This is a genomic window from Stenotrophomonas sp. SMYL86, assembly GCF_036320025.1.
GTDB lineage: Bacteria > Pseudomonadota > Gammaproteobacteria > Xanthomonadales > Xanthomonadaceae > Stenotrophomonas > Stenotrophomonas maltophilia_A.
This window is the reverse complement of the sequence record NZ_JAWIRU010000008.1, coordinates 65,023-87,820: the sequence shown is the minus strand read 5'-3', so window position 1 is coordinate 87,820 and position 22,798 is coordinate 65,023. Positions and strand designations below refer to the sequence as shown.

General features: G+C 65.9%; 20 protein-coding genes. 5 read left to right on the top strand and 15 right to left on the bottom strand.

What is annotated here, in order from left to right; translation table 11 throughout:
* Positions 1-119: 119 nt before the first annotated feature.
* Complete coding sequence (locus V3B64_RS10825) at positions 120-2,873, top strand: TonB-dependent receptor (protein WP_329914130.1); 2,754 nt, start codon at positions 120-122, stop codon at positions 2,871-2,873.
* Between the two features lie 101 nt (positions 2,874-2,974).
* Here V3B64_RS10825 and ligD read toward each other — a convergent pair whose 3' ends face one another.
* The 3 genes from ligD to V3B64_RS10810 all read right to left on the bottom strand — a co-directional run bounded on the left by ligD (position 2,975) and on the right by V3B64_RS10810 (position 6,908).
* Entirely contained in the window at positions 2,975-5,461 is a 2,487-nt protein-coding gene (gene ligD / locus V3B64_RS10820; RefSeq protein WP_329914129.1) for a DNA ligase D, read from the bottom strand.
* Between the two features lie 3 nt (positions 5,462-5,464).
* Positions 5,465-6,370, bottom strand: a complete 906-nt coding sequence (locus V3B64_RS10815; RefSeq protein WP_329914128.1) for a Ku protein — start codon at positions 6,368-6,370, stop codon at positions 5,465-5,467.
* Positions 6,371-6,509: 139 nt separating this feature from the next.
* Complete coding sequence (locus V3B64_RS10810) at positions 6,510-6,908, bottom strand: hypothetical protein (RefSeq protein WP_014035432.1); 399 nt, start codon at positions 6,906-6,908, stop codon at positions 6,510-6,512.
* A 146-nt stretch (positions 6,909-7,054) separates the two neighbouring features.
* Between V3B64_RS10810 and V3B64_RS10805 the strand changes: the two genes are divergently transcribed.
* Positions 7,055-7,399 carry a hypothetical protein gene (locus V3B64_RS10805; RefSeq protein WP_088023001.1) on the top strand — a complete coding sequence of 115 codons (345 nt, stop codon included), beginning with the start codon at positions 7,055-7,057 and terminating at the stop codon, positions 7,397-7,399.
* 78 nt (positions 7,400-7,477) lie between these two features.
* Here the strand turns inward: V3B64_RS10805 and V3B64_RS10800 are convergent, their stop codons facing one another.
* Complete coding sequence (locus tag V3B64_RS10800) at positions 7,478-9,568, bottom strand: TonB-dependent receptor (RefSeq protein WP_094001756.1); 2,091 nt, start codon at positions 9,566-9,568, stop codon at positions 7,478-7,480.
* A gap of 171 nt (positions 9,569-9,739) precedes the next feature.
* Here V3B64_RS10800 and V3B64_RS10795 point away from each other — a divergent pair, with 171 nt between their 5' ends.
* The 3 genes from V3B64_RS10795 (at position 9,740) to V3B64_RS10785 (ending at position 13,200) form a co-directional block, all read left to right on the top strand.
* Positions 9,740-10,942, top strand: a complete 1,203-nt coding sequence (locus V3B64_RS10795; RefSeq protein WP_088022996.1) for an amino acid aminotransferase — start codon at positions 9,740-9,742, stop codon at positions 10,940-10,942.
* A gap of 425 nt (positions 10,943-11,367) precedes the next feature.
* Positions 11,368-12,384: a class 1 fructose-bisphosphatase gene (locus V3B64_RS10790; protein WP_014035428.1), complete on the top strand. Its 1,017-nt coding sequence runs from the start codon at positions 11,368-11,370 to the stop codon at positions 12,382-12,384.
* A gap of 108 nt (positions 12,385-12,492) precedes the next feature.
* Complete coding sequence (locus V3B64_RS10785; RefSeq protein WP_329914127.1) at positions 12,493-13,200, top strand: 2OG-Fe(II) oxygenase; 708 nt, start codon at positions 12,493-12,495, stop codon at positions 13,198-13,200.
* 55 nt (positions 13,201-13,255) lie between these two features.
* Here the strand turns inward: V3B64_RS10785 and V3B64_RS10780 are convergent, their stop codons facing one another.
* The 11 genes from V3B64_RS10780 to V3B64_RS10730 form a co-directional block, all read right to left on the bottom strand.
* Positions 13,256-14,347, bottom strand: coding sequence for a PA0069 family radical SAM protein (locus V3B64_RS10780; RefSeq protein ID WP_329914126.1), 1,092 nt, complete (start codon positions 14,345-14,347; stop codon positions 13,256-13,258).
* Positions 14,348-14,494: 147 nt separating this feature from the next.
* Positions 14,495-15,238: a pyridoxine 5'-phosphate synthase gene (locus V3B64_RS10775; protein WP_329914125.1), complete on the bottom strand. Its 744-nt coding sequence runs from the start codon at positions 15,236-15,238 to the stop codon at positions 14,495-14,497.
* 9 nt (positions 15,239-15,247) lie between these two features.
* Positions 15,248-15,517, bottom strand: coding sequence for a hypothetical protein (locus V3B64_RS10770; protein ID WP_032129280.1), 270 nt, complete (start codon positions 15,515-15,517; stop codon positions 15,248-15,250).
* 40 nt (positions 15,518-15,557) lie between these two features.
* Complete coding sequence (gene cls, locus V3B64_RS10765) at positions 15,558-17,018, bottom strand: cardiolipin synthase (RefSeq protein ID WP_329914124.1); 1,461 nt, start codon at positions 17,016-17,018, stop codon at positions 15,558-15,560.
* A gap of 101 nt (positions 17,019-17,119) precedes the next feature.
* Complete coding sequence (locus tag V3B64_RS10760; protein ID WP_032129281.1) at positions 17,120-17,533, bottom strand: biopolymer transporter ExbD; 414 nt, start codon at positions 17,531-17,533, stop codon at positions 17,120-17,122.
* 3 nt (positions 17,534-17,536) lie between these two features.
* Entirely contained in the window at positions 17,537-17,962 is a 426-nt protein-coding gene (locus tag V3B64_RS10755; RefSeq protein ID WP_012509603.1) for a biopolymer transporter ExbD, read from the bottom strand.
* A gap of 57 nt (positions 17,963-18,019) precedes the next feature.
* On the bottom strand, positions 18,020-18,781 hold the full coding sequence (gene exbB, locus V3B64_RS10750) for a TonB-system energizer ExbB (RefSeq protein ID WP_004132614.1): 762 nt from the start codon (positions 18,779-18,781) through the stop codon (positions 18,020-18,022).
* 94 nt (positions 18,782-18,875) lie between these two features.
* Entirely contained in the window at positions 18,876-19,433 is a 558-nt protein-coding gene (locus tag V3B64_RS10745; protein ID WP_180836271.1) for an energy transducer TonB, read from the bottom strand.
* 254 nt (positions 19,434-19,687) lie between these two features.
* Entirely contained in the window at positions 19,688-20,875 is a 1,188-nt protein-coding gene (locus V3B64_RS10740) for a tetratricopeptide repeat protein (protein WP_032128511.1), read from the bottom strand.
* Between the two features lie 132 nt (positions 20,876-21,007).
* Positions 21,008-21,814, bottom strand: a complete 807-nt coding sequence (locus V3B64_RS10735; protein WP_032128510.1) for a M48 family metallopeptidase — start codon at positions 21,812-21,814, stop codon at positions 21,008-21,010.
* A gap of 71 nt (positions 21,815-21,885) precedes the next feature.
* A complete protein-coding gene (locus V3B64_RS10730; protein WP_049399023.1) occupies positions 21,886-22,731 on the bottom strand; it encodes a CPBP family intramembrane glutamic endopeptidase in 846 nt (281 codons plus the stop codon).
* Between the last annotated feature and the right edge of the window lie 67 nt (positions 22,732-22,798).

Here is a 22,798-nt window from a genome sequence, read left to right as displayed (position 1 = left end):
GGGGTCTGTCCCATGGATATCGGGCAGGCGCGGCGCGGATCACCACAGGGAACCGGGGAATCCATCCGATGCGTCACCAGATCCGGGAGGCTGCAGCTGCAGCCCCTCTTGCGAAGCGTTTGTCCCGTGCCGTGCACGCCGTGCTGATCGGCGGCCTGGCCGTGTTGCCCGTCGATGCCATGGCCGAGGCCGAAGAGGCCGACGGCGATACCCGAGAACAGCTGCAGCAGCTGGACACCGTCACCGTCAGTGGCAGCTACGCGAAGAGCCTGGAGCGCGCGGTCGATCTGAAGCGCGCCAACGTCGGCTTCTCCGATTCGATCGTCGCCACCGACGTCGCCGATTTCCCCGAACAGAACCTGGCCGAGGCGCTGCAGCGCATGCCCGGCGTCACCATCGAACGCAACAAGGGGCTGGGCAGCAAGGTCAGCGTGCGTGGCCTGCCCAGTGAGTTCACCCTGGTCTCGATCAACAACCTGGCCACCGCCTCGGGCAGCGGCGGGCGTGATGTGCAGTTCGACATCTTCGCCGCCGATGTGGTGCAGACCGTCACGGTGCAGAAGTCACCGACCGCTGCGGACGAAGAGGGTGGCATCGCCGGTTCGGTCTACATCGAAACCGCCAAGCCGTTCGACTACGCCGAGCCGAAATTCAGCGCCTCGGCCGAGGCCTCGCACAACTCGATCAACGGCAAGGTCGACCCGAAGATCTCGTTCCTGGCCAGTGACACCTGGGGAGACTGGGGCGGCCTGGTGTCGTTCTCCAAGGCCAAGCGCAGCAACCGCACCGATTCCAATTCCGGCATCAACTTCCGCCCGATGGGCCGCTTCCTCGAAGCGTCCGGTTCGCGTTCGTCGCAGGCCGCGGCCGTGCTGGCGCGCGATGCTGGCATCGTGGTGAAGAACCGCATGGACAAGGACGAGACCAGCCGCATCATCTTCCAGGACAAGGTCGGTGACCGTGTCTATCTCAACGAGCAGGACCAGTGGGGTGCCACCGCATCGCTGCAGTTCAAGCCCAGCGAAACGTTTTCGCTGAGCTTCGACGCGATGCTCGGCGGCTACGACACGCATGAAGACGAGTACGATGCGGCGGCCTATTCGGCCTCCAGCCGCAGCACGCTGGACAGCATCTACGACTACGACCGCACCACGCTGGGCGGCTACGGCATCACCGTGCTCAAGGACGTGGCCTACACCGCCACCCAGCACGAGATCCTCAGCAAGGACCGCAACGCCAACACCGACTATCGCCAGTTCAGCAGCAAACTGGACTGGAAGGTGGCAGGCTGGGACATCGATGCGCTGGTCGGCTACTCCGGCGCGCGCAAGGATTCGGACTACGCCAACCTCAAGCACGTCACCTATGCGCCGTCGCGTACGCGCTGGACCGGCAATGGCGGTGAAACGGTGCCGAGCAGCATCGGCGGTTTCGACATGTACAACGCTGCGGACAAGTACCTGTTCGAGGCGTACGAAACCGAAGTGGAAAACGTGAAAGACGACAAGTACGCCGCACAGCTCGACCTGCGCCGGCAGATGAACCTGGCGTTCTTCCCTGCACTGAGCGCGGTGCAGTTCGGTGCGCGCTACACCGACAAGACCAAGCAGCGCGAGTTCGGCAGCGGCAAGATCCAGGGCCCCTCGGCTGGCAGCGCGGCGTGGGTGAACAAGCGCACGCTGGCCGACAGCAACCCGGTGTGGATCAGCCAGCTGGCACCGGGCGGCGCCTACCGCCCAAGCGATCTGGACTGGCAGCAGATCTCCAACGCCTATGCGCGGTCCACCTTCCGCTATCCCGGTTATACGACGCCGCTGGACCCGGGCCAGTATTACGAGGTGAAGGAGAAGACGCTGGCGCTGTATGCCATGGCTGATTTCTACTTCGACATCGGCCAGGTACCGGTGTACGCCAATCTCGGCGTGCGGTCGATCGATACCGACGTCGACTCCTCCGGTTTCCATCCGGTGCAGAAGCCCGATGGCAGCAGCGGTTTCACCGCCACGCCGATCTCCAGCAGCGGCGATTACAGCAAGCTGCTGCCCAGCTTCAACATGACCGCCGAGATTACCGAGGGCCTGGTGCTGCGCGGTGCTGCGTCGGAAACGCTGATGCGTCCGTCGCTGACCGACATCGCCTACCGGCGCACGGTCAGCTGGAGCAGCTTCCGCTTCATGGATGGCAACCCGGCGCTGAAGCCGACCACGGCAAAGCAGTGGGAAGTGGGCCTGGAAAAGTACCTGCAGAACGGTGGCCTGCTGGCGGCGTCGTACTTTTCCAAGAAGATCGACGGTGTGGTGCGGCAGTCGCTGACCGGCATCGTGCCGAACGTCGAGAAGCTCAACGCCAACGGGTCGCTGGATGGCTACTACGACTTCGAGGTGTACCAGCCGGTCAATGCCGATGGTTCGTACAAGGTCAGTGGCGTGGAGCTGGTCGCGCAGCTGCCGCTGTCGATGCTGCACCCGGCACTGGAAGGCTGGGGCATCAATGCCAACTACACACAGCTGGACAACTCGCTGACCGGCGCATCGGATCTCTCGATCCCGACACCGCCGGAGGGGCTGGCCGAGAAGGCGTACAACTTCACCCTGTACTACGAGAACGATCGCTTCAGCGCACGCGCCTCGTACAACTACAAGGACAAGTACGTCGAGTACATCCATCTCAACATGTACCCGGTCTACCGCGATGCCTATGGCCAGCTGGATGCCTCGATCGGCTTCCGCCTCAACGACACCTGGAAGCTGAACCTGGAAGCGATCAACCTGCTGGATGAAAAGACCAGCGGCTATACGATCGACAAGGCGTTCCCGACCCAGTACGAGTTCTCCGGGCGCCGCGTCACCTTCGGCATCCGCGCGGACTTCTGATCGGTCCGGGGCGGCGCCCTCGGGCGCCGCCTTCGTGTAGAGCCGGGCCTATGCTCGACTGCTTCTGATCGCGGACGTGAAAGCCGAGCATGGGCTCGGCTCTACAACTCCGTAGTCGGCAACACCTGCTTCAAGCGTTCGATACCCTGCCACGGATTCCCCTTCAGGCGCTTCGCACGCGCCAGCGCCTTGGCCATCGGAAATGCGTCGGCCGCGCTCACCCGCGCCAGTTCTTCCCAGCGCAGCGGCACCGCCACGCCGGCACCCTCGCGCGCGCGCAGCGACCACGAACACACGCTGGTCGCACCGCGTGTGTTGCGCAACCAGTCGATGAAGATCACGCCGCCGCGCTTGGCCTTGCTCATCGTCGCCACGTAGCGATCAGGCTGCTCCAGCGCCATTGCCTGCGCGAACGCCTCGCAGAACGTCTTCGCTTCGTCCCAGCCAGCCTTGGGCTGCAGGGGGACCACCACGTGCACGCCCTTGCCACCAGACAGGCGTACGAAGCTCTTCAGGCCCACCTGCAGAAGGCGGTCACGCACATCGCGTGCACCGGCTTTCACCTGTGCCCAGCTGACGCCTTCGCCGGGATCGAGATCGAACACCAGGCGATCCGGGTGCTCGGGGTCGGCCACGGTCGCGCCCCAGGGATGCAGTTCCAGGGTGTTCATCTGCACCAGCTGCAGCAGACCGCGCGTGTCGTCGATGTAGACGTAATCCTCGCGGCCGCTTTTCTGCTGCAGGGGCACCGCATGTACTGCATCGCCCAGGCCGGGACCATGGTGCTTCTGGAAGAAGCAGGCCTTGCCCACGCCGTCCGGGCACCGGAGCAGTGACAGCGGACGTCCGGCAAGTTCGGGCAGGATCCAGCGCGCCATGCGCTGGTAGTAGTCGGCCACGTCGCCCTTGCTCAGCTTCTCCTTTGGAAACACCACCCGCTCCGGGTGAGTGATCTGGACCTCGCCTCCAGTCCCGGCATCTGCGGTGCTCATTCCCAGGTCCTCCTTCTGCTTGTCGCTGCGCAGCCGCTTGAAACTGGCCTGGCGCAGCAGGCCTTCCTTGCCCCAGCCACGGAATGCCACCTCCGCCACCGCCACCGGTTTCACCCAGCGTACGTCGGCAGCGCGGAACGACACATGCGCTGGCAGCTGCAGCGCGGGCGTCTTCACTGCCAACGGCTGCAGTGCCCTGAGCAGCGCGCGCAGGCTCTCGTCGTCGAAGCCGGTGCCCACGCGGCCCACATAGCGCAGGCCAGCCTTGTCCGGCGTGGCCAGAAGCAGCGAGCCGAATCCCACCCGGGAACCCTTGGGCGCCGTGTGGCCGACAATCACGAACTCGTCGGTGTCTTCGTGCTTCACCTTCACCCAGCTGCGGGCGCGGGCGTTCACGTACGGCGCATCCACCTGCTTGCTGACGATGCCCTCGAATCCCGCCTCGCCGCTGGCGTCGAACACCTGCGGCCCATGGTCGACCACGTGTTCGCTGAAGGCCAGTGTGCCGGGCGCCGGCCCGATGAGATCCTTCAGCAGCGCCTTGCGTTCCAGCAGCGGCGCACGACTGATGTCCACGCCGGCCACACCCGGAAGATCGAACACGATGTAGCGCAGCGGTTGTTTCGAACTGCCGTCGATCACCCGCTGCAACGCCGCGAAGTCACTGCGTCCTTCCTTGTCCAACACCACCAGCTCACCATCCAGGCGTGCATCGCGCACCGGCAGCGCCTGCACGGCCTGCACGACCTCGGGAAAATCGGACGTCCAGTCCAGACCGTTGCGCGAGCGGAGTTTCACCTCGCCGCCGTGCAGATCGGCCAGCAGGCGATAACCATCCCACTTGATCTCGTGCAGCCAGCGCGCACCGTCCGGCGCGCTGTCGCGATGATCGGTCAACTGCGGTTTGAACGCGCGTGGATAGGGCGTATCGCGTGCATCGTCCAGTTTCAGCGCGCGTGCATGCCAGCGGACATCGGCCTTGCGTGTGATCGTGCGTGTGGCAGGTGCATCGCGCGCCGCCTTCTCTGTGGAACGCTTCTTTGCCGCAGGCGCTCGTTTCGGCATCGAGGCCGTCAGCAGGTCATCTGCCTCGGCGTCGCGCGCTTCGCCGTCGTCACGCTTGATCAGCAGCCACTGTACCTGGCGTGCCTTCATCGCGGTGCGCACCAGCTTCCAGCCACCGGCCAGACGTTGTCCATGCAGCACGAAGTCGATCTTGCCAGCGGCCAGCGCCTGCAGAGGATCACCTTCGCAGGCCCAGGTGCCGTGATCGAACACCTCGACGTGACCTGCACCATAGTGGCCTTCGGGAATGTCACCTTCGAAGCCGGCATAGGACAACGGGTGATCTTCCACTTCCACGGCGAGCCGCTTCTCGCCGACGCGAAGCGAAGGCCCTTTCGGCACCGCCCAGCTCTTCAGCACACCGTCCATCTCAAGGCGGAAGTCATAGTGGCGCGAACTGGCATGGTGCAGCTGGATGACGAAGGTCGGCCGCCGCTTCGGATCACCCTGGGCGCGCGTGTCGTCAGGCTCCGGCGTCTGTCCGGCGCCACCGCCCAGTCTGCGTTTGCGCCGGTACTGGTGCAGCGACATGGTTCAACCTGCCTTGCGCCGCGTGGTCTTTTTCACGGCCTTTTTGGCAGCCTTCTTCGCAGCCTTCTTCGCCGGTGCCTTGCGCGTCGCCGTCTTCTTCGCCGGCGTGCGCGTGTTCGCGTCCAGGCTCTTCTGCAGCAGCGCCATGAAATCGACCACATTGGTGCTGGCATCCTCACGCGGTGCCGGCTCATCGTCCACCCGGGTAGTGCCGCCCTTGGACTTGATGCGCTTGTTCAACACCTGCTGCAGGCGCTCGCGGAACTCGTCGTGGTATTGGGATGGGTCCCAATCGCCGGCCATCGACTTGATCAGCTGCTCGGCCATCGCCGTTTCCTTGCTGGTGATGCGGTAGTCGGAGAGTTTTCCGGTGGGCAGCTTGTAGTCCTCGGGATCCACCAGTTCCTGCGGATAGCGCAGGATCATCAGCACCAGCGCGTCCTCATGCGGCATCACCGCGCACAGGTATTCGCGCGTGCGCACCACCACCCGCGCGATGCCCACCTTGCCGGTACTGCGCAATGTCTCGCGCAGCAGCACGTAGCCCTTTTCAGCCTTCTTGCCGGGCACCAGCAGGTACGGCTTCTCGTAGTAGCGCGCGTCGATCTGCGCCGCATCCACGAACGATTCCACCTCCACCGCCTCGTGGCTTTCCGGTGCCGCCGAACGGATATCTCCTTCCTCCAGCACGACATAGCTGCCCTTGTCGTACTCATAGGCTTTGACGATGTCCTTCCACGGCACTTCCTCGCCGGTGTCGGCGTTGACCCGTTCGAAACGGATCGGCTTGCGGTCGCGGGAGTCGAGCATGCGGAACTGCAGATCGACCTTGCGTTCGCCGGACATCAGCGACACCGGCACATTGAGCAGGCCAAACGACAGCGTGCCGGTCCAGATCGGGCGGGCCATGGGCGCACCTTTGGCGGGGCAGGGTGCCCAGCTTGGGCTGGCAGGCGTAAATCAACCGTGTCCGTGCCGTGCACGCCAAGTGGCGCGGCGACCTGGCTGTAGAGCCGAACCCACGCTCGGCTGCATCAGGTGCCCTGCGCTACTGCAACAACGGCCTCACCGCCGCCGCCGGGATATGGTCCAGCGCCCGCCATGCATCCTCCACCACCGGCCGTGCCTGCGACCAGCCCAGCCGCGACTGCCCGCGCATCTGTTCCCAGTGCTCGGCCAGTTCCTCGCAGGTATCGGCGGCATCACCGCGCGGCCAGTCGGCAGCGTGGGTGGTCAGCGCGAAGGCATAGACCGGGCACAGATCGCGCCAGTTGCGGTGGCTCTGGCCACGCCTCTCCTCGTAGTCGCTGAGCATGTACTGCAGGTAGTCCTGCGCCACTGCCTGCGGATCTTCATGGCGGCGCGTGCGGCGCTGCGCGGTGCGTTGGCCGAGCGGATCGAGCAGGGCGTTGAACACGGACGGTGCGGGTCGTTCAAGACGGGGCATGGCCGGCTCCTGCAACGGGGGCGGGTGGGCAGGAATACGCGCGGTGCCGTTACCGGGGGGTGAGCGAGATGTTCATGACGCCAGGTTCGCGGCGGCTTTACCTGCTGGGCGGTGTAGTGGAAGCCCCCGAGCGCAGGTACCAGACCATGAGCCGAGAGACCTCACGAGACCCGCTGCGGGAAAACCACCCGCCCATTCCCGGCGAGCAGCGCGGCAAGCGCGATGCCGACAACGCCGACTACCGCGGCACCGGTGCACCGTTCTTCGACGCTGAGCACGGTGACGACCACCTGCCGGTGAAGCACGAGGCTGAACAGGCCGCCCAGGACCGCAAGGATGGCGGTGACCGCCATCGCGGCGGCCAGGAAAGCCCGCTCAAGCGGCGTGAGCGCAAGCAGCGCGCCAGCGACAACCAGGACGAGGCGCTGGAGGAGACGTTCCCGGCCAGCGACCCGACCTCGCCGTTCGTGCCAGCCAAGGCCCCCGATTGACGGTAGCGCCGGCCGCTGGCCGGCAACCTCCTGACGTCCTGCACGGCGCGATGCCGGCCAGCGGCCGGCACTACGCCTTCAGCGCCACGACCATTGCAGGCCGACGTTGGCCCGCCTTCCCGGTCCCGGCTCGTAGAAGCGACCATTGCCATCATTGACGATCACCGAGCCGATGTAGGCCTGGTCCAGCACGTTCTCCAGCCGGGCGAAGGCGCGCAGCTCGCCACCCGGCAGGGTCCAGCGACGCCCGGCTTCCAGATGCAGCAGGGCGAAGCCGGGCGCGCGTTCGGTCGCCACGTCGTTGACCACGGTATCGCTGCTGGCGGAGGCCTCCAGCGCCCACTGCCACTCGCGCGGTGACCATTGCAGCCGGGCGAATGCCTGCTGGCGCGGTACCCCGGGAAGGCGGCTGCCGGCAGCAACCAGGGTATTCGAAGTCAGGTACGGCGAGCGCACCTGCGCCTGCAGCCAGGTCCACGCCAGCTGCAGCTCCAGCTGCTCGGCCAGCGGCTGGCGATACTGCAGTTCCACACCCTGGCGGCGGGTGCGGCCGATGTTGCGATAGGTGCTGCGCCCACCAGAATTGCTGGCAACTGCCAACTCATCGTCGGTATCTGCGCGGAACAGGCTGACATCAAGCTGGGTTCCATCCTGTGCGTGCCATTTGCTGCCTACCTCCAGGCTGCGGCTGCGTGCCGCCGCCAGATCCAGTGCCAATCCCGCCTGGCCGTCGGCGCGATAGCCCAGTTCGTTGAAGGTGGGGGTCTCGAAACCACGTCCCACGGCGGCGTGCAGCCGCCACTGCGGGTTGGCCTCGAAGCTGACGCCTGCCACCGGCGTGGTCGCCTGGTAGCGGCGGCGGCCACTGTCGTCGGGGTTCGCACCGACGATGTAGCGGTCGTCGGACGCGAAGCGCACCGCGCTGTGGCGCACGCCCGCCAGCAACGACCAGCGCGGGCTCCACTGCCACCAGGCCTGGGCGAACTGGTCCACGTTCTGCACCGTGTCGATCTGGTCGCGGCGCAGGCGCCCGCGCACGCCGAGGGCGCTGCCGATGAAGTTCTCGTAGCCGGTGCGGTGCTGGCGCTGGCGGTCTGCGCTGAGCCCGGCCACCAGGTCCAACGGCCCGCCGGCGAGGTCGCCGTGCCAGCCCCAGCGCGCGTCCAGGCCGCCATAGCCGCCCTCCAGATCGATCACTCCGCCAGCGTGCAGCGGGTTCGCCTGGGCGGTCGGCGGAATCGGCAGGTATTGCGTCACCGTGCGCTGGCCGGCATAGCCCATCAGCTGCCAGCGCTGCGCGCCGGTTTCCCGGGTCCAGCGCAGACCGGCCTGCTGCTGGCGCACCGATTTGCGGGTGTTGTACTGGTGCGCCACCGCCGTGGCCTGGCGCGGATCAGCCGCCACCTGGGCACGAGTCAGGCCCAGCGGATCCTGCGCATCGGGGGCGTCCAGCGCATTGAGCAACAGCTCCAGCCGCCCACCGCCCAGATCACCACCGATGCGCGCATTGAGCGATTCGCGGCGCGCGCGGCTGTGGTCGCGCCAGCCATCGGTGCGGAAGTGGTTGGCGGCGATGTTGTAGTCCAGCCCGTTGCCGGCACCCTTCAGCTGCGCGCCGACACTGAGCGTGTTGTCGGCGCCGGCGTTCACGCGCAACCGCCACGGGTCCCCGGCCTGGCCCTGCGCGCTCCAGACCTGCAGCACGCCACCAGAGGAATTGCCGTACAGCGCCGAGAACGGCCCGCGCAGCGCCTCGATGCGTTCGGCGCCGAGCAGGCTGGCGTGCGACAGCTGGCCCTGGCCGTCAGGCATGGTGGCCGGCACGCCGTCGATCAACACCCGCACCCCGCGCACGCCAAAGGTCGAGCGCGCACCGAAGCCACGGATCGACAGCTGGGTGTCCTGGGCAAAGTTCTGCCGGTCGCGTGCCAGCAGCCCCGGTACCCCGGCCAACGCCTCGGACAGCTGTGCGCCGGTGCCCGCGCGGCCGGCGTCGATCCAGACCGTGTCCTGGCTGGCCGGCAGCGCGAACGGGTCGATGCCCGGCACCCGTGCGGCCTGTACCTGCACCGCAGGCAGGGCGGTGGGCGCAGGCTCGGCCACCGCCGCCCAGGGCGACAGCAGCAGGGCGGACAACGGCAGGCAACGGCGGCGTGCGGCAGGATTCATGATTCAGGTTGATGGATCGGGCGGCAACGCACGCCATGGTACGGGGCGGCAGATGACGATGGTGGCGGCCAGCCCCGGCAGGCTTTGTTACGATGGGCTGTTTCCGGCCGAAAAGCCGCAAGCCGCGTAGCGCACTTCCTCCCCCTTTCCGTCTACCGAACGAGTACCGCCGTGTCCTTCTTTGCAAACGTGGAACTGGTCCCAGGCGACCCGATCCTGGGCCTGACCGAGGCGTACAACGCCGACAGCCGCCCGACCAAGGTCAACCTGGGTGTGGGCATCTACTACGACGAGAGCGGCCGCATTCCGCTGCTGCGCGCCGTCAAGCAGATCGAGCAGCAGCTCGCCGCTGAAGCCAAACCGCGCGGCTACCTGCCGATCGATGGCCTGCCGGCGTATACGCAGGCTACGCGCGAGCTGGTGTTCGGCAAGGACTCGCCGCTGCTGGCCGCCGGCCGCGTCACCACCGCACAGACCGTCGGTGGCAGCGGTGCGCTGCGTGTCGGCGCCGACGTGCTGAAGAAGCTGCTGCCGCACGCCACCGTTGCGCTGAGCAACCCCAGCTGGGAAAACCACCGCGCCGTGTTCAGCGCGGCCGGCTTCGAGGTGGTGGACTACACCTACTTCGACCCGACCACCCATGGCGTCAACTTCGACGGCCTGCTGGCCGACCTGGGCAAGCTGGACGCCGGCACCGTGGTGCTGCTGCACGCCTGCTGCCATAACCCCACCGGCGCCGACCTCACGGTCACCCAGTGGAAGCAGGTCGCGCAGCTGCTGAAGGAGAAGCAGCTGTTCCCCTTCATCGACATGGCCTACCAGGGCTTCGACAAGGGCATCGAGCAGGACGGCGCCGCCGTGCGCATCATCGCCGAAGCCGGCATCGACAGCTTCATCGTCGCCAACTCGTACTCCAAGTCGTTCTCGCTGTATGGCGAGCGCGTGGGTGCGCTGTCGATGGTGGCGCCGACCGCCGCTGACGCCAAGGCCGTGCAGTCGCAGGTCAAGCGCGTGATCCGCACCATCTACTCCAGCCCGTCCACCCACGGTGCCGCGCTGGTGGCCGGCGTGCTGACCAACCCGGAACTGCGCGCGATGTGGGAGCAGGAGCTGACCGAGATGCGCGAGCGCATCCACGCCCTGCGCCAGGGCCTGGTGGAGAAGCTGGCCGCTGCCGGTGCCCCGCAGTTCGGCTTCATCAACGAACAGGCCGGCATGTTCTCCTACTCCGGCCTGAGCCGTGAGCAGGTCGAACGCCTGCGCGACGAGTTCGGCATCTACGCCGTCGGCACCGGCCGCATCTGCGTGGCCGCGCTGAACCAGAACAACCTGGAGTACGTCGCCAAGGCCGTGGCCACCGTCGCCAAGGGCTGAAGCAACGCTCCAGTCGCTTGAAGACAAAGGCGCCGAAAGGCGCCTTTGTTTTTGCTTCTGCTTTGCCTCTGCCTTTGCCACACCCTCCGCGCTCGCGGCGAACCCTGAAGCGCAGGGCGAGGTACACCGTGGACAGGACCGTGAGGCGCATGGATGCGCCGACCGAGCCCCCATGGGTGAGGGCGCTTTGCCTGCGAAGCACTGCTTCGCAAGCGCCCGAACGCCCTGCCGCCAGCGGCTGGGCCGGACCCCGGAGGGGGGTTTACGGCGTGTCCTGGCCACGGTGTACCTCGCCCTGTGCCTCCATGAAGGAGTGCGCCGACAGCGCAACGCATCTGGAAACGATTACGCCTTCCCGCGCTCACGCACGGCCCCGCCATACGGGCGACAATAGGCGTTTTCCCGCTGCCGAGACCTGCCCGACCATGTCCCGTACTTCGTTGACCCGCTTCCTGATCCAGGAACAGCACGCCGGCCGCATCAATGCCGACCTGCGCCAGCTGATCGCGGTCGTCGCCCGCGCCTGCACCAGCATCTCCATCGCCGTCAGCAAGGGCGCCCTCGGTGGCGTGCTCGGCGACGCCGGTACCGGCAACGTGCAGGGCGAAGCGCAGAAGAAGCTGGATGTGATCAGCAACGAGATCCTGCTCGAAGCCAACGCCTGGGGCGGCCATCTCGCCGCCTGCGCCTCCGAAGAAATGGACCACAGCCAGCCGGTGCCGGACATTTATCCGCGCGGTGATTTCCTGCTGCTGTTCGATCCCCTCGATGGCAGCTCCAACATCGACGTCAACGTCTCCGTCGGCACCATCTTCTCGGTGCTGCGCTGCCCGACCAACGTCGAACTGCCGGGGGATGATGCTTTCCTGCAGCCGGGCAGCAAGCAGATCGCCGCCGGCTACTGCATCTACGGGCCCAGCACCCAGCTGGTGCTGACCGTCGGCCACGGTACCCATGCCTTCACCCTGGACCGCGAGAAGGGCGAGTTCGTGCTGACCACCGAGAACATGCAGATTCCGGCGGCCACCCAGGAATTCGCCATCAACATGTCCAACCAGCGTCACTGGGAAGCGCCGATGCAGGCCTATGTTGGTGATCTGCTGGCGGGCAAGGAAGGCGCGCGCGGCAAGAACTTCAACATGCGCTGGATCGCCAGCATGGTCGCCGACGTGCATCGCATCCTGACCCGCGGCGGCATCTTCATCTACCCGTGGGACAAGAAGGATCCGTCCAAGGCCGGCAAGCTGCGCCTGATGTACGAAGCCAACCCGATGGGCCTGCTGGTCGAACAGGCCGGTGGCGCTGCCTGGACCGGCCGCGAGCGCATCCTCGACATCCAGCCCGACCAGCTGCACCAGCGCGTGCCGGTGTTCCTGGGTTCGCGCGAGGAAGTGGCTGAAGCCGTGCGCTACCACCACGCACACGACGACGCGCAGGGCTGACGGCCTATCGCCTGACAGCGGTCATGGCAGTTCGATGACATGACCGTGGGGTGACACCGAGGGCGGCAAACGGCACCATCAAGCCGTTGCCGCCTAAGGAATGCACGCATGCACGAGCAGGGCCCGGTCGATTTCATCGAAGTCATCCACAACGCCGTCCCCAGCGAGGTCTGCGCGGCCATCGTTGAGCGCCTGCGCGCTACGCGTGGCCTGCAGCCCGGTGCGGTGGGCAGTGGCGTGTTCCCGGAACTCAAGCACAGCAAGGATCTGCGCATCAGTGGCCTGGACGGCTGGCAGGATGTCGATCAGCAGCTGCAGATCGCGGTGTTCAATGGCCTGCTGACTTATCTACGCCGTTATCCACAGGCGTTGATTGCGCCGCTGATGTTGCAGATCCAGGACAGCAACGGCCAACCGCGACGCCTGTCTGCCGAGGACTTCCCTGACATGCCGCAGCAGCAGCTGGCCGATCTGGCCCGCACCTGCCTGCGCCCGGGTGCGATCAACCTGCAGTGGTATGCGGCAGGCGAGGGCGGCTACCCGTACTGGCATTGCGAGCTGTACCCGAAGGATGCGCAGGCCGAGACCCTGCACCGGCACGTGCTGTGGACGCTGTACCTCAACGACGACTTCGAAGAGGGCGAGACCGAATTCCTGTTCCAGGGGCGGAAGATCGCGCCGCGCACCGGCAGCCTGCTGATCGCGCCGACTGCGTTCACCCACACCCATCGTGGCAACCGGCCGCAGGATGGGGACAAGTTCATCGCGACCAGCTGGATCCTGTTCCAGAGTGCGCAGAAGTTGTTTGGGGGGTGAACGTCGAGCATGCTCAACTGCCTTTACGTCTCCAGTCGAGCAAGCTCGACTCTACTCAGAACAACGAACCCTGCGGCGAATCCTTCTTCGGCGGCAGCGGCTTCAGGAACCGGCTGCAATCCAGCTTCGGCCAATGGCTGTTCTGCGCATTGAAGCCCAGACGTTTGCGCGCCAGCTTGAAGCGGTTGTTCAACAGATCGGCATACACGCCCTGGCCCCGCATGCGCGTGCCGAACTGGCTGTCGTAGTCCTTGCCGCCGCGCAACTGCTGGATGGTACTCATCACATGTGCGGCGCGATCTGGATGATGGGTGTCCAGCCACTCGCGGAACAGCGGCGCCACTTCCAGAGGCAGGCGCAGCAGCACATAACCGGCGGTGCTCGCACCTGCGTCGTGTGCGGCCTCCAGCACCGCTTCCAGTTCACTGTCGTTGATCCACGGAATCACCGGCGCCACCATCACGCCCACCGGAATACCGGCTTCATGCAGGCGCTTCATCGCGCGCAGCCGCGCATGCGGTGCAGACGCGCGTGGCTCCAGCTTTGCGGAAAGATGCGGGTCCAGCGAGGTCACCGAGAAATGCACGCTGACCAGGTTCTCCGCCGCCAGCGGTGCAAGCAGGTCGATATCGCGCTCGACCAGTGCGTTCTTGGTGATCAGCGAGAAAGGATGCTTGGTCTCCAGCATCACTTCGATCAGTTGGCGGGTGAGTTTGAACTTGCGCTCGATCGGCTGATACGCGTCGGTGTTGATGCCCAGCGCGATCGGCTGCGGCACGTAGCCCGGCTTCGACAGCTCCTTGCGCAGCAGCTGCGGCGCATTGGTCTTGGCGAACAGCTTGGTTTCGAAATCCAGGCCCGGCGACAGGTTCAGATAGGCATGCGAGGGGCGTGCAAAGCAGTATGAGCATCCATGCTCGCAGCCGCGATACGGATTGACCGACTGGCTGAAGCCGACGTCCGGCGAGTTGTTGCGGGTGATGATGCTGCGCGCGGTCTCGGCACGCACTTCGGTACGCAGGCGAGGGGCAAGGAACTCCTCGCTCTCGTCGACCGCCCAGCCGTCGTCCACCGCCTCGCTGACAGTGCTTTCAAAGCGCCCGGCAAGGTGGGACGTGGAACCTCGGCCCTTGATCGCAATACCCATTGCGGCAGGGTACGTCGTGGTTGTCTCAATGGCTGCGACGGCCGCCTGAAGGGTTCAGCGCCACCCGTAGAGTCGAGCCTTGCTCGGCTCCCACCCAAGGTGGCCCAAGACCGATGTCGAGCATGGCTCGACGCTACAGGGGAGGGGTCAGAGCAGCGCCAGGTACCCGCGCACCGTGGCGTCCAGCCCGTCGTACAGCGCCTCACCGATCAGCGCGTGGCCGATCGACACCTCCAGCACGTCCGGCACGTTGGCCAGGAAATCGCGCAGGTTGTCCTGCGACAGATCGTGGCCGGCGTTCACGCCCAGGCCAACGGCCTGTGCACGGCGTGCGGCAGTGGCGAACAACGCCAGCATCGCGTCAGCATCACCAGCCGCATGCGCCTCCGCATAGGGCCCGGTGTACAGCTCGATGCGGTCCGCACCCACTTCGGCCGCCTGCTCCAGCAGCGGGTTGCCCGCGTCGACGAACAGGCTGACCCGGCAACCCATCGCTTTCAGTTCGGCAATCAGCGGGCGCAGTCGTTCGGCATCGCGCTCGAAGTCGAAACCGTGGTCGGACGTGATCTGCCCATCGCCATCCGGTACCAGGGTGGCCTGCGCCGGGCGGGTCTGCGCGCACAAGGGCAGCAGGCCGGGGTAGCCCTCGCGGGGCGGTGCAAACGGGTTGCCTTCGATGTTGAATTCGACGCCACGGGCACGGGTCAGCGCGGACAGGGCCAGCACATCCTCGGCGGTGATGTGGCGACGGTCCGGTCGCGGATGCACGGTGATGCCATGCGCGCCGGCATCCAGGCAGGCCTGGGCGGCGCGTACCACGTCCGGTTCGGCACCGCCGCGCGAATTGCGCAGGACGGCGATCTTGTTGACGTTGACGCTGAGCTGGGTCATGGAACGAAACTACTTGGAAAGAGGGGATGGATCGTGATCGTTGGGGTCGTCACCGCGGCGGGCCTGGGCCTGTTCGCGCAGGCGGCGCAGTTCTTCGGCATCGACCAGTGTGGACGGATCGCGCTGTGGATCACCGAAACGGGCCACATAGCGGCCACGCACCCAGGCCAACAGGAAGGCGAGGGCGGCCAGCAGGCACAGGGTCATCAGCCCGGGGCTGGGGGTCTTCAGCGCGAAGGCGAAACAGCCCAGCGCCAGCAGCAGGTACAACCAGTACATAGTCGGGCTCCCCGGATGATCGGCGCAGTGTAGCGCTGCGTCAGAGCAGCGGCGAGGCCAGCCGGGCGAAGGCCTCGGGCAGGCGGTGCAGCCACAGCGAACGACCGGCCTGGTCGTGCACCCGCGTGGAACGGTCGAATTCGCCCTGCAGCAGTTCGGCCAGCGCAGCCACCCGGTCACGGTCGCTGATCATCATCGACAGCTCGAAGTTCAGCCGGAAGCTGCGGTGATCGAAGTTGGCACTGCCGACGATGCAGACGTCGTCATCGGCGATGAAGGCCTTGGTATGCAGCATGCGTGGGCCGTACTCGTAGATCTTCACCCCGGCATGCAGCAGCTCGTCGAAGTAGGAGCGGGCGGCCTGGGTGACGAACCAGGAATCGCTCATCTTCGGCACCAGCAGGCGCACGTCCAGCCCGCCCAGCGCGGCCGAGGTCAGTGCCATCCGCGCCGCTTCGCCCGGCACGAAGTAGGGCGTGACCAGCCAGACGCGCTCGTGCGCTTCCTGGATCGCCGCCACATGCAGGCGATGGATCGTTTCCCAGCCCGAGTCCGGGCCGGAGACCAGCACCTGGGCGTTGATCGCACCATCGCCGCGCAGCGGCATGTCAGCTGGCCACAGACGCGCGATGTCCATGCGCGAGGGATCCTGTCCACTGGCGTAGAGCCAGTCCTCGGCGAACACCAGCTGCAGGCTGCGCACCACGTGGCCGCGGATGCGCATGTGCAGGTCGCGGTAGGCATCCGCCCTGCGGCTTTCATCCTCGTCGTCGGTGATGTTGATGCCGCCGGTGAGGGCGAGGCGGCCGTCGACGATCACCAGCTTGCGGTGGGTACGCAGGTTCAACCACGGGCGCTTGAATGGCTTCAGCAGCTGCCGTGGGTGGAACCAGATCGCTTCGCCACCGGCGTCGAGCAGCGGCTGCAGGAAGCGGCGGGGCAGGGCCGACGAACCCACCGCGTCGAGCAGCAGGCGCACCTGCACACCCGCGCGGGCGCGCTCGACCAGGGCGTCGCGCAGCGCGGTGCCGGCATGGTCCGGGTTGAAGATGTAGTACTCCAGGTGCACGTGATCGCGGGCCTGCGCGATGGCGTCCAGCAGGGCCGCGTAGGTTGCCGCGCCGTCCACCAGCCAGGTGACTTCGGTGGCGCTGCTCGGCGCGAGCCCGGTCGTGGCCTGTGCGACCTTGGCCAGCTCGGTGCAGTCGGCGTCGGGTGGGCAGACATCGCTGTAGTGCTCCATCCCCGAGCGGGCACGGCCACGGCGCAGGCGCTGCCGCTTCACCTTCTGCGGGCCCAGCAGGTAGTAGATGAAGAGACCCAGGTAGGGCAGCAGCGCCAGCGACAGGATCCAGCTCAGCGTGGCCACCGGCTCGCGCTTCTGCAGCATGATCCAGCCCGCCAGCGCGAACAGGTACAGCAGATAGGCGACCGCCAGGATCGTGCCAAGGTGGGCGATGCCGTCGAGCCAGTGGCGCAGGGAGTCGAAGAGGGCGAGCATCCGCCGATCATAACGGTCCAGGCCGTCAGGCATAAAAAAGACGCCCCTGTTTCCAGGGGCGTCTGCAGTCGCGTCATGACTGTTGTATTGCGGTGTAGCAGTTACTGCTGCACAAAACCGATCTTCTTCATCTGAGCGTTCTTCGCGGCAGCCAGAACCTTGGCCATCACGTCGTACTCGGAATCCGGGCTCGCATCGATGCGCAGTTCCGGCTGGTTGGTCGGGTCCTTCTGGACCTCGTTCTCCATCCGCTGCTGCAGCTCGCTCGCATTGATCGGGCTGTTGTTCCACGAGACCTGGTTGCTGGCGTCGATCTTGAGTTCGATCGGCGGCGGCGGTTCGACCAGCTGCGGCGGTGGGTTGAGCACGCGCTGCGGCAGGTCCACGGCGATCGGGTACGTCATGATCGGCGCGGTCACGATGAAGATGATCAGCAGAACCAGCATCACGTCCACGAGGGGCGTGACGTTGATGTCTGCCATGGGGCCTTTGCCACCACCACTACTGAATGCCATGGCTTACTGCCCCTTCTCTTTGGTCGCGACGAAGCCGACGTCCAGCATGCCCTGTTCCTGCGCGATCTTGGTCATCTCGTTGATGACACGCATCTTGGTGGTGCGGTCACCACGCAGGTTCAACGGCGGCTGCGGGGTCTGCTGGGCGGCGGTCGCCAAGCGCGACTCGAGAGTCTGCTTGTTGATTTCTTCGTCGTTCCAGTAGATCGAGCCATCTTCCTTGACTGCCAGGGTGATGGGGCCCTTGCGGTCGTTGGTGTCGTCCGGCTTCTGGACCAGGTTGGCCTCCGGCAGATCCACCTTGACCTTGTGGGACATCAGGGGCGCCGTGATGATGAAGATGATCAGCAGCACCAGCATCACGTCCACGAGGGGCGTAACGTTGATGTCGGCCATGGGGCCGCCGCTGTTACCACTACTGAAAGCCATAACGGGCTCCGTCTAGATCGTGTTGACTACGTTCTCGCTGGGTACAGCGCGTCGCAATTAGCGGACGCGCGAACCGGTGGCGAAGAAGTCGTGCAGGTCGTGCGCGAAGGTATCGAACTTGCTGATGGTCGCGCTGTTGATCTTGCTGAAGAAGTTGAAGGCGAACACGGCCGGGATCGCGACGAACAGACCGATCGCGGTCATGATCAGCGCTTCACCCACCGGGCCGGCAACGGCGTCGATCGAAGCGGAGCCGGTGGCACCGATCTTGATCAGCGCGCCGTAGATGCCCCACACGGTACCCAGCAGACCGACGAACGGAGCGGTCGCGCCGACGGTGGCCAGCAGGGTCATGCCCGACTGCAGCTTGTTGCTTTCGCGGGTCACGGCCTGACGCAGAGCGCGGTCGACGAACTCCGAACGGCTCAGGTTCTCACCCACGCCGCCGGTGGCGCCGCCTTCAGCGCGCTGGTGGTGGGCAGCCGCCTGGGCAGCGTCCAGGGCGATCTTGGAGAACGGCTCGGAAGCCGGCTGTTCTTCCATCGCACGGATGGCGTCCTGCGCGTTCGGGGTATCCCAGAACAGGCTGACGACGCGATCAGCGGCGCTCTTCAGGCGGGTGGCGCGGAAGATGTTGATGACGGTCCAGTACCAGGACATGGCCGACATGACGACCAGGGTCAGCAGCACGACCCAGGAAACCGCGAAATCACCCGGCTTGGTGGTCATTTCGTGGATCAGGTGCTCGAAGCCCATCTGCGACAGGGCGTTGGACGGATTGCCCCCGGCAGCAGCGGCGATGAAAATTTCCTGCAGCATGACGCTTACCTTTGTTGTGTGTGGTGATAAAGGGTGTAGCTAAGCTAAACAATCGAACTGGGAGCGGGGGTGGCCAGGCGGCCACCCGGACGCATCAGTTCAGCGCAAAGTTGACCGGGACGCGAACGCGACCTGCCGCCTTCTTACCGCCAGATTCAGCGGCGTTGAAGCGCCACTTGCGAGCTGCTTCCATCGCAGCACGGTCCAGGTCGCGGTTACGGCTGGACTTTTCCACCGTGACATTGGTGACGTTGCCGCTGGCATCGACATCAATGATCAGGATCACTTCGCCCTGGATACCCGCGCGGAAGGCTGCCGGCGGGTAGCGCGGCGGGTTCATGGCCTTCGACGAGATGTCCACGCTGGCCTCGATCGAGGTCGGCGGAGCCGGCGGCGACGGAGGCGACGGCGGGGTGACGATATCGCTCGGGCGCGGTTCCGGCACGTCCACGACCGGCGCCTGCGGCGGCGGCGGGACCGGCGACGGCTTCGGCGGCGACAGGTTCTTCACCGGCGGCGGCGGAGTATCCGTCGGCGGCGGCGGCGGCGGCGGCGGTGGCGGCGGCGGCGGGGCGTCGACGATCGTCACCATGACGTTGCGCTCCTTCTCAGCCACGGCCTTGGGAGCCACGGCGGGGATCAGGAGCATCATGAACGCGGCCAGATGCAGGGCAATTACAAACGCGATGCCGACGATGCGAGGCCAGCTCAGCCCCTTGTCATCGGGTTGTTCGTACCGGTGAACGACTAGTTGTTCCGTCATGCGCCAAGAGCTCAATAGTGGGGCCGGGATGCCGGGGGCGGAATCCCTGATCAGCGGTGCATGACACCGCAGGAACCTCCAAGCTTATACCAATCCTGAGCGCCTGCGCATCAACTGTGCAGGCATTCAGGCGTTATTCCTACTTACTTCAGGTTGATGATTTTTTTGGCATCAGCCTGGTTCTTCACACCCTTCGCCAGCGCCTGCTGGGCGGCCTGCTTGGCCTCCGGGATGCGACCTTCGGCATGCAGGACGCGTGCCAGGTTCAGGTAGGTCTCACCGTCCTTGGACAGCGGGGCAGCCTTCTGCCACGCATCGATCGCCTGCGGCACCTGGTCGGAGTAGTAGTAGGACTGGGCCAGCGCCAGGTAGACCTGGTAATCCGGCTTCAGGATGCCCTTCTGCAACCCTTCGTTGATGACCGCGATGACGTCCTTTTCCTTGTGTTCGGTGTTGGCATAGATCGAGTACAGCTGCTTGTACTCGCGCTCTTCGGTGAGCTGGCCGCTGCTGCGCAGCTTGTCCATCACCGCGGCAGCCTTCTCCATCTGATCGGCCTGCATGTACATGCTGGCCAGGTTCAGCTGGGCCTTCTTGTCGTTCGGGTTCTTGGCGGCCAGTGCCTCGGCTTCCTTCACCGCTTCACCGGACTGGCCGGCTTCGGAGAGGGCCGCCATCAGCAGCTGGTTCCAGTTGTCCTTCGGTTCGGTGGCGCCGGCGATGGCCTGCTTCAGCACCGGGATCGCTTCCTGGTAGCGCTCCAGCTGGTACAGCGCCTGGCCCTTGGCGATCAGCTCTTCCGGCTTGGTCGACTTGCTCTCGGCGAAGTACTTGTCCAGGGTCGCCAGGCCTTCGGCGGTCTGGTCTTCCTGCAGCTGCAGCTGGCCCAGCATCAGCATCGACTGGAAGTGGCCGTTGTTGTCCAGGCCGTTGAACTGCAGGACCTGCTTCAGGTAGGCCACGGCAGCCGGGGTGTCGTCGGTCTGGTAGGCGGCCTGCGAGGCCAGCTGCGCGGCCAGCGACTTGTCGTACTCGTTCGCGGCGCTGTCAGCCAGGATCGCGTCGGCCTGCGTGCGCGTCTCCGGGAACTTTTCCTTGTTGTAGCTGTCGATCATCTTCTGCAGCTTGCTGCCCAGCTTGGCCGATGCCTTGACGGTCGGCTCCTCGCGGGTCGCGTTCGGGTACAGCGCTTCGGCCTTGGCCTGCTTGCCGCCGCGGTTGCCACGCTCGGAGGAACGCGAGGACTGCGCGAAGGCATCGGTGACCACGGCGCCGGTCAGGGCGGTCGCGACGAGGACGGAAAGCACAGCTTTGTGGTTACGGAAAATCATCGTTCACCTCGATCGAACCGCCGGATAGCGGCAAAGTCGGACTGTCAGAAAAATCTGAGCCGCCAAACGTATCAGAAACAGATGGCGTGAGAAATCGTTTTATGTGCTGCAATACAGCATAGAACTGCGCACTCATCCGCACTTTGGCCGCAGCCCGGCCGCCTGCGCCTGCTGATAGACCGGCGTCAGTCCCGGTGCATCGCGTCGCAGTTCCTGGATACGGTTGGCTGGATCGGGGTGGGTGGACAGCCATTGCGGGCTGCGGCCGCCACTGGCGGCCATCATGTTCTGCCACAGGTCGACCGCCTGCGCCGGGTTGAAACCGGCCTGGGCCATCAGTCGCTGGCCGATCACGTCGGCCTCGCTTTCCTGGGTGCGTGAACCGGGCAGCAGGAAGGCGGTCTGCGCGCCCATGCCCCCGAGCTGGTTGACGGTGCTGGCAGCGCCTTCTCCGTAGGCCGCGCCGGCCAGCGCACCGAGCACGGCCAGCCCGGTCTGCGCACCCATCTGCCGGGTGATGCGCTCTTCGTGGTGGCGGGCGATGACGTGGCCGATTTCATGGCCGATTACGGCAGCCAGCTGATCCTGGTTCTTGGCGACGGTGAAGATGCCGGTGTTCACGCCGACCTTGCCACCGGGCAGGGCGAAGGCGTTGGGCTCCTTGTCGACGAACACGGCCGTCTCCCACCGTACGCCACGGTATTGAGGCGGCAGCTGCGCGACCAGGGCGTTGACCACGCACTGCACGTAACCGTTCTGGCGGCCGTCGGTGCTGATCTTTTCCTTCTGCTTGGTTTCGGCGAACGCCTGTGCGCCGAGCTGGTCCAGCTGCGCCTGCGACACCCCGCCCACCATCTGCCGACGGCCGGTAGGAGAGGTCGTGGTCGCGCAGGCGCTGACCAGGGTGGTGATGACAAGGGCCAGCAGCAGTTGTTTCATGGATCCACCCCCGTGTTCATATGCGCAGTGTGTAGCGTAGCGGCTTAATCTTTCGTCAAGCGGACACGGCGCTACGTTGCCCCGAAGAACACAAGCGCGGCAAGCGCCACGCCGTTGTTCAGCGCGTGCGCGGTGATCGCGGCCCAGAGCGTGCCGGTGCGCTGGTACAACCAGCAGAACGCGGCACCCATGCCGCCATAGACCAGCCACAGCTGCGCGATCTCGGCCGGGCCGTTGGCACTGGTGCCAGGGATTTCATGGATCAGGGCGAAAGCAAGGCTGCTCAGTACCACGCCCAGCCACGGGCGCCCGGCCTTCCACAGGCGGCCAAACAGCACGCGGCGGAACAGCAGCTCCTCGTAGGCCGGTGCCAGTACCACCGCGAACAGCACCAGGAACAACGGGAAGCGCGCGATCGCGCTCTGCATCAGCGCCAGATTGGTGGGAACCGGCTCGATGCCGAACTGCTTGGCCAGGAAGGCGATGCCATTGCTGCCGAGCACGATCAGGGTCGCCACCAGCAGGGTCCAGCCCCAGGTGGAGGGACGGCGCAGCGCCTGGCGCGACGCGTGGCGCTCGGCGGCATTGGCCGGCCGTCGCCAGAAGTACAGCAGCAGCGCGGCGCCGCCGGTGGCAAACAGCGCCATGAGAATCTGCGCAAGCGCGCCCGGCTGGCCCAGTGACGCCGCTACCGAACTGGCGTCGGGGGCACCAGCGCCGGCCTGCGCGTTCGCGTAACCGACCACCACGCCACGGTACAGGCCCCATAGCAGGCCGCTGATCAGGCTCAGGCCGAACAGGGTGACAGCGGCGATACCCAGGTCGATGAAAAACCCCGCCAGCGGCGAAACGGCACGCGGCGCGGCAGAAGCCGGCGGAACCGGGGGCGGAGCGGAAACCGGGGCGGATGCGGACATCAGGTACCTGCGTTCAAGAGTCGAAGGCCGGCGCGCCTCCCCGCGCACCGGCCGTGTCCCGATTGTG